We start from the raw sequence: 8,258 nt of genomic DNA, 5'->3' as shown, positions 1-8,258 counted from the left end.
TTGAGATTGCACTCACTTTTTTCACTTCTCTATTTTATTGCGATCGCATTCCTCTTTAAAAACTGTCCGGAGTATTGTTAGGTTAATTGCGGCTGTTTTTGTTCAGGTGGCAAGTTTTCAATTCCAATAAGTTTCAATCCCTGATAGGGAGTTAGGTTAATTGCGGCTCTTTATTCCTTCCCTACCAATGACTAATCTATTGTTTCAATCCCTGATAGGGAGTTAGGTTAATTGCGGCCCACATTTGATGATAGGAATGCTACAGTCCCAGCGGTTTCAATCCCTGATAGGGAGTTAGGTTAATTGCGGCCAAGGATTCCAGAAGCGCTTGTCAGACTTACAGCAAGTTTCAATCCCTGATAGGGAGTTAGGTTAATTGCGGCAATCCTTGGGTGCGGACAACAGATGTCTCGTACCAGTTTCAATCCCTGATAGGGAGTTAGGTTAATTGCGGCCAAAAGAAGTCCATCAAAGGAAATCTCTGAAGGCATCTGAAGTTTCAATCCCTGATAGGGAGTTAGGTTAATTGCGGCTAACCTAAAAATTGGCATTACGCCTAGCCTCAATCTGTTTCAATCCCTGATAGGGAGTTAGGTTAATTGCGGCAGGGCTTCGTTGTTGTCTGAGGAATTCAGTAGTTTGTTTCAATCCCTGATAGGGAGTTAGGTTAATTGCGGCGCGTCTATCAAATCCTTACCAAAGCTCATACTTGCTTTGTTTCAATCCCTGATAGGGAGTTAGGTTAATTGCGGCCGGCCCAGTGCCACATCGGCGATTGCTTCTTGCTGAAGTTTCAATCCCTGATAGGGAGTTAGGTTAATTGCGGCAAAAACTACGTGGACAACAGAGGAAGTTAGCTGGGTTGTTTCAATCCCTGATAGGGAGTTAGGTTAATTGCGGCTTTCTTCAAAATTGCAAAAGTGGGCCGCCAGCAACGTTTCAATCCCTGATAGGGAGTTAGGTTAATTGCGGCAAGGGCTGTTGCTCACGGTCTTTGGGACAATCCGTTTCAATCCCTGATAGGGAGTTAGGTTAATTGCGGCCTCGCTACCAATGATATAATTTCTGTCACTACAATGTTTCAATCCCTGATAGGGAGTTAGGTTAATTGCGGCCAGCAGACTCAGATAAATCAACAAGGGTCAAAGGTTTCAATCCCTGATAGGGAGTTAGGTTAATTGCGGCTCCTGCTCTAGGTTTTGTTAAATCCCTTGAAGTGTTTCAATCCCTGATAGGGAGTTAGGTTAATTGCGGCAGTAAATCGAGTAGGAGTGCCGACCCAACCCCATCCCGTTTCAATCCCTGATAGGGAGTTAGGTTAATTGCGGCGCAGGGTTCTGCACTTTCCCGGTAGGCGGTTTGTGTTTCAATCCCTGATAGGGAGTTAGGTTAATTGCGGCCTTTCCCCTGTGGTTTTTTTAGGTATGCAGTTGTCCGTTTCAATCCCTGATAGGGAGTTAGGTTAATTGCGGCGTCTTTATCGCAAAACATTTTTACTATTTCAGTCAGTGTTTCAATCCCTGATAGGGAGTTAGGTTAATTGCGGCTCCATGTGTCAAGCGCTTCGGAGTTGTCTACTACGTTTCAATCCCTGATAGGGAGTTAGGTTAATTGCGGCCCTTCTAAAATAAAATCGTCACTTTTTGTGATATTAGTTTCAATCCCTGATAGGGAGTTAGGTTAATTGCGGCGCAGACTCAACTATACCAATTAAGCTTAATTTGCGATTTGTTTCAATCCCTGATAGGGAGTTAGGTTAATTGCGGCGTCGTGCTGTTGTTTGTCCCCTAGGCTTTGATACGTTTCAATCCCTGATAGGGAGTTAGGTTAATTGCGGCGCGGCGCGATCGAGATGAGGTTGAGGAAAAATTAGTTTCAATCCCTGATAGGGAGTTAGGTTAATTGCGGCACTCCAAAACCTCATGAGAAGTGGCACCAAAAGGACGTTTCAATCCCTGATAGGGAGTTAGGTTAATTGCGGCAATTCAACAACATCCGCCGTGAATAATATTAACTGGTTTCAATCCCTGATAGGGAGTTAGGTTAATTGCGGCCCGACCATCTGCCGACTTTGATCATGCCTTGAGGAGTTTCAATCCCTGATAGGGAGTTAGGTTAATTGCGGCCGGCTGAGGACACCCAAATTTGTTAGATAATGTTTCAATCCCTGATAGGGAGTTAGGTTAATTGCGGCCTCGATCCACACGCCGGATACGGGCAATGGCGTTTCAATCCCTGATAGGGAGTTAGGTTAATTGCGGCCAGCCTAAGCCAGCGCCTATCACCGCACCGGCGGCGTTTCAATCCCTGATAGGGAGTTAGGTTAATTGCGGCATGCGCTTTCTTTGAAAATTTGAGACTGCGATCGGAGTTTGTTTCAATCCCTGATAGGGAGTTAGGTTAATTGCGGCGCTACCGTACAGTCGCCGTCTATTACGGTCTTTGGTTTCAATCCCTGATAGGGAGTTAGGTTAATTGCGGCTCCTAATCACATCCCGTATCCAGCCGCAGATATCAGTTTCAATCCCTGATAGGGAGTTAGGTTAATTGCGGCTTGGCTGCGGTAATGGTGATGGCCGCTAACTAAATGATTGGTTTCAATCCCTGATAGGGAGTTAGGTTAATTGCGGCGATGTTGAATTTGAAGTGAATAAACCCAATCTCGAGTTTCAATCCCTGATAGGGAGTTAGGTTAATTGCGGCCGCCCGTTCCAGAAGCTTTGCTGTATTTGGTTTTCAAGGTTCATTTGCGTCTGCATAAAACAAAAGTACCATTTCAGCCTTCGACTTGTCAATACCCCAATTTTCATACAGCCCTCAAACCCTTTTCCACCATAGATTCCAGCGATTGCGTCTACCATTGTTAAGCTTGAAGTGCCTCTAACCCTTAGAGCATATACATTATAGCCCCCAAAATTAACACCTCGATTTTTACACCTACGCATAGACGCATTTTCCACCCAAAAACAGACATCAACCCGATCACCACTTGCCCAAAGCCCCCCAAACACTACCCGAAACCACTCCCCAAATCGCCCCCAAACCAGCCCCCACGATCGCCCCTGCCACAGGCCCCAACTCCACCGGCACCCCAGCGTTAACAGCCGGAAACATCGCAGACACCGCCGCCCCCAACACAGTACCCGCAAAAGTCCCCAAAAAACTGCCCCAAATCGCCCCCAAAGCCCCACCATTGACACCCGAAGGCTGAAACGAAATCGGCAACTTCGGCGCAAACCCGCAAAAACCCAACAAACCCCCAGAAACCACACCCCCAACAGAACCCACACCAGCCGCCACGATCGCCACACCCAGCAACAAACCAGCAAACTCATTCACCGGCCGCATCTGGACACCGTATTGCTGCCAAACCACCAGCCCAGCCCCCAAAAAAACACCAGCCAGAGTCCCCACAAACGAGCCCCAGACGGCCCCCAAATACCCTCCCCGCCGGCCCCACACCCTCCCCACTGGCAGCGCCAGAGGAGGCTGAAAAGTTGCCCAAACACAGCCCCAGAGAGCACCAACCCCCGCCCCAGCCAAAATCCTCTCCCCGATCCCCGGAGTGCTATTAATCGCGCCAAACACCGCACCGCCGATCGCCGCCAACAAAAAAGCCCCCCAAGACGCCCCCACCAAAACTCCGCCCCACTTCCGCCAAATCTGATTCGGCGGCAAAGTAAAAACCCCCCACATCACCCCAAAAAAACAGCCCCAAATCGAACCAACAAAAATCGCCCCCAAAATAGCACTGCCGCCCTCAGCTATTGCCGAATAAATCCCCCCGATCGCCGCCAAACACAAACTACCCCAAACACCTCCCCAAGCAGCATCCTGAAAAATGCGCTCAAACTTGCCCACGGGAAGCTGAGGCGCAGGAGTCCGACTCCGAGAAGACATCGGCATCGGTAGCAACGGCACTGCGTACTGGCCCAGGGGGCGTGACAGCCCCGTGGAGGGCTGTTGCCGACGCACTGCGGGCTGGGCCACGACAGGCGGTGACTGGGGCTTTTTACGCTTGATTTTTGCAGGCTGCAAGTGCAATCCGTTGCTGATTGCTTGCCGCGAAGGAAACGGATCGCGCCCTTTCAGGAGTTTTGCCCGATCGCACCAAGGGCACCGACTGAGATGATTTCCGTATTTATGCTGACTATTTCTGCTGCAAGTAACTAAAGCATCTTCCGCTTCCCGAATCGCATTCACCCAAGTTTTCGCATCCGGGCGCGCGGAAGGATTGCCGTGCCCTTCCTCAAAACAGCGGATAAACAGTTGCCGCAGCCGGGGATGCAGCATCTCAAAAGGAGGCGCCGCGGGCATCGGGCGGTAGGGAATCCGTTTCGTACCTGTAGGGAAATGGCCCGATCGAATTCTCGCTTCCAAAGACGGTGGTTCATCGCTACCGAGATAGACTCCCGAAAACGGATGCGTACCTTCCATCAGCAATTGAAAAATTAATACCGCTAAACCGAACAAATCGTGCTCTGGAGATCGATCGATATCGCGGAAAGTCTGCCCCTGCAACTCCGGCGGCGTAAACTCCGGTTTCCCCACGGGACACCGATAAACGTAACCCGTATAAGGATCACGGACTTGAAACGAATCCGTGTCCACCAGCGTTACCAACGCCGTATCCGTCACGAGAATGTTCGACTCGTTTACGTCACCGATGACGTAACCCCTGACGTGGAGGGCATTTACAGCCGAGGCGAGATTTCTGGCGGTACGGTGGAGGTAAAGATAGCTAAATAGCGGTTTTTGTTCGCGCCTGGTTTTGGGAGTGTAGAAAGTGTGTACCGGCATCACCTTGTTGACGCGCGGCATCACAAAACCAACGATTTTTTCTCGCCCGCCGACAGTATGCAGCAAATCAATCGGCCAAGCAATGGAAGCGTGTCCCGGTTCCGCGATCGGCGCATCCGGCGGCATACTGAACATGACTGTGAGTTTGTCGCCGTCTTCGTCTGTCGGTTTGTGGTAGATTTTTGCTACAAGGGACGAGTCTTGGGCGATCGGGTAGATGCGACCTTCACCCCCACTGGCGATCGCGGTTTTGGTGTCGATCGCAATCAGTTGTCCGCTAAATTGGCGCTGCAACTGCATAGAATTCCGTTATGGGATACAGGATTTGGAAGCCATCACTTAATAAATTTGACTTGCCCATTAAATCTTACCCTTCTTATGACTTAGGCACGGGTGAGGAGAGACCGAGTTTTTCACCAAAAGACGCATTGCAGCCCGCAGATTCGGTAAAAAACCCGATTTCTTGGGTGGGAGTGGGTAAGCCCTGTTGCTGTTAGTGGGATGGGCGTCCCGCCCGTCCATCCATTAGTGGGATGGGCGTCCCGCCCCTCCGCGCTATCCAAATTAAATATGAACCAGCTTCAAATCCACCGACAATAACAACATTTTATCCTCAATTTTTTGTCTGACCGCCGGTGTCACCTGACAATTATCGCTGTTGAGGCATTCCACCAGCAAGTTGTGGGCATAGTAATACTGTTGCAGCAAAGTTTTCTGTTGGGGGCCCAAATATAAATTGTAGCCGATCGCAGTTTTGAATTTTGCCAGCCAACTGCAACCGCACTCTTTGCGCCACTTTTTCCAGTTTTGCAAATCTGGCATCTCAGTCTGAAATTGTGCCAGCAATTGTTTAAGTTCTGGTTCAATATCCAGCGCCCAAATGCCAACCAAGATACACGCCACATCCTCATTATCAAAAGCCAATTTCAGAGACTCATCAACCTCCGCAAATTCTACATTTTTTCCAGCCTTTCCCAAACAATTCCGCAACTGGCGAACTTTCGATATATCAAACTTCAGACTCGGATCGAGGACACGAGTCAAAGCCAAATCGAGCACGCAAACTAAGGCAACATAAAAAGCGCGAATTTCCGCCGGTTTTAAATTCCTTTGCACTAACTGAGACTTGTGATTTGCCCAGCTTAGCAACTGCTGCAAAGTTTCATCTTTAGCCACCATACTGTCTAATTTTTGTTGCATCAGCAGCAAAAGTTCGTCAGCAGGTTGCAAAATGCTGACAACTCTCACAAATTCATTTTTCCACTTTTTGTCTGTAATCCGGCTGACCAATTCTGGCAGCGATTCCGGGTTCGCACTGTCAATCACATATTCTGGTTGAGTTTCGCTTTCCTCTAGCAGTTCGTCAACTGCGGTTTTGATAAAGTTATCCACCAACCAGTCGCGGGTACGCGAGAAATTGCTTTCCAACTCTAGGTAATGACTGCCTAATTTAGCCTTAAAGTCTTTGGGAAAAATCTCTTTGGCCACTAACATATTTTTCCAGCGAGTTAGCTGGCTGGCGTTGCGTTCGGGAAAGCGGTTGTACAAATAGTCGATCGCGATCGCATCTAGAATATCCGCGCCCAGGATTTCCCGGCGTTTCACCTCGTTTTCGGGCCCTATTTGTCGCCGCCCAGTTAGATCCCCATGCTGCCCAACATTTGGTTCAATCAAGTGCTGAATCAGCCAGTTTCCCCCACGGAAAAAATCGCGATCAAACTCCAAGTAAATCGCGCCAAACAAAGCTTCACAAGTCTCAGAAAAAACTCTATTGTACTCGCTTTCTTCTGTTTCTTTCTCATTCCATACGCCCCAACTGAGTTCGTTTAATTTCAGTTTTTGTGCAAAATCCGCAAGTTTTTTGGGTTCTGCAAAACGAGGTTTTAAGGTTGAGATAGCATTGGGATCGACTTGTGGATATTCGCGGTACAGGTAATCGCTAACAACCGCACCGAAAATCGCTCCCCCTAAGAGTGACAGGCGTTTGTACTTAACCTCTTGCCAAGCGGGAGACTCCTCCGGGCGATCGGAGTAATAGCTGGTAGAATAACGGCAATTTAAGGCAATTTCCAGCAGTTTTGTCTGCTGAAAGCTGGGAATGTCGAGCGCTGCTTTGACTGCTTCAATATCTACATTATGTTTAATTCGCTCTAATTCTTCTTCACATTTACCCCACTTTTCCAACCAATCACCGCCCGCATCTTCCACATACAAATCTACAAAATCTACCCCGTAATTCATCCATTCATCCTGCATTTTTCTGGCTGCTTCCAGTTCTTCCCAGACTTTTTGCAAGTTATTTTCAACGGTATGTGTACCTTGTACTGTCATAGTATTTGATTTTGATGTAATTAGATTTTATTTCCAACAATTTCACCGCAATTAAATCAAATCTCAATTCAATTTAGGCCGAGTTGCTAGTTATTTCACCCGATTTATTGCTGCGGTAAATGTTCCCATTGCTTAGCCTTCGTATCAAGCACCTCTTGCCAGTGTCTGGCAAACCCCTCCCGGAGACAGAAAAGGAGAGGAAAAAGCTTGGTCTGTTTTCCCTTTTCCAGAAGCAGGCTGGGGGTTAGGTTTTTGGCTTTGTCGAAAATTGTGCAATATGTGAGTTAGTCAAATTTTTTTTTCACCAAGTTTTTAGCAGTCGAACTATTCTCAGCAGCAGATATGCTTGATTTACGGGAACTTGAGGTAACGACCTGCGGGCAAATTATCACTATTATATAATGCAATGTTAACTAACTGATTCAGGAAATTTGCATCGTTTTTATCATAACTTAAAAATAATCCTCTGTCAATCCCCCAATCTTGAAGAGTTTGTTGCCAATTCTGATATTTTTGTTCAGAGAATTCATCCGAAAGAGTTGTGACTTGAATGCAGAGGGGCTGCTGTTGGCGGCTACTAACGATCGAATCGGTTGCCATAGAAAGATCTGCAACATATCGATACAAAACAGTGCCTTGGCGATCAACAATTCGGGCTGCGATCGCACGAATCACGATATCATCACCCGGATCGAATTTGCCGGCCTTGAGTTTTTGTTTCCATATATAAAATTTGCGATCGTTTTCGCTCAGCCATTTAGGAAATAGATAGCTGTACCAATACCTTTCCCCCGGAGTCATTAACTCAAACGCGGCTTGCTGTTCTCTTTCCGAAGGTAGAGATTGAACTGCCAGCCAAACCTGAGAATCTCGGATAAGCTGCAGCAAAAAAGCCATCACAAATTTTTTAGCCGTTAGCGAACCGGGTTTAACATCTTTCACCCAGCGATTGATTTCATCCAATCTTCTCGCCAAACTCGGATCTATTAGATCTGCGTCGCTAATTAGGGAGTTGAGCTGATCCTTAATCTCTTGTGCTTGCAAATGACGACCTACTGTACACACTAAAGCAGAATTGTTGACACCTCGATTTTATTATAGAACCGCGCCAAATTTTCACCGCTGAT

3 protein-coding genes and 1 CRISPR repeat array are annotated in these 8,258 nt (G+C 47.6%); all 3 genes read right to left on the bottom strand.

Going from position 1 to position 8,258, the window contains the following annotated elements:
* Positions 1 to 130 precede the first annotated feature (130 nt).
* Positions 131 to 2,703: a CRISPR direct-repeat array (repeat unit 37 nt; unit sequence GTTTCAATCCCTGATAGGGAGTTAGGTTAATTGCGGC).
* A gap of 279 nt (positions 2,704 to 2,982) precedes the next feature.
* Positions 2,983 to 5,100, bottom strand: coding sequence for a DNA-binding protein (locus QUA34_RS23790; RefSeq protein ID WP_333389505.1), 2,118 nt, complete (start codon positions 5,098 to 5,100; stop codon positions 2,983 to 2,985).
* 264 nt (positions 5,101 to 5,364) lie between these two features.
* Positions 5,365 to 7,131: an NACHT C-terminal helical domain 2-containing protein gene (locus tag QUA34_RS23785; RefSeq protein ID WP_333325532.1), complete on the bottom strand. Its 1,767-nt coding sequence runs from the start codon at positions 7,129 to 7,131 to the stop codon at positions 5,365 to 5,367.
* Positions 7,132 to 7,482: 351 nt separating this feature from the next.
* Positions 7,483 to 8,175 (bottom strand): hypothetical protein, encoded by a 693-nt coding sequence (locus QUA34_RS23780; RefSeq protein ID WP_333325535.1) that lies wholly within the window; start codon positions 8,173 to 8,175, stop codon positions 7,483 to 7,485.
* Between the last annotated feature and the right edge of the window lie 83 nt (positions 8,176 to 8,258).

The organism is Microcoleus sp. POL10_C6 (genome assembly GCF_036701585.1).
In the GTDB taxonomy this organism is placed as follows: domain Bacteria; phylum Cyanobacteriota; class Cyanobacteriia; order Cyanobacteriales; family Microcoleaceae; genus Microcoleus.
This window is presented reverse-complemented; position numbering and strand designations above follow the sequence as displayed.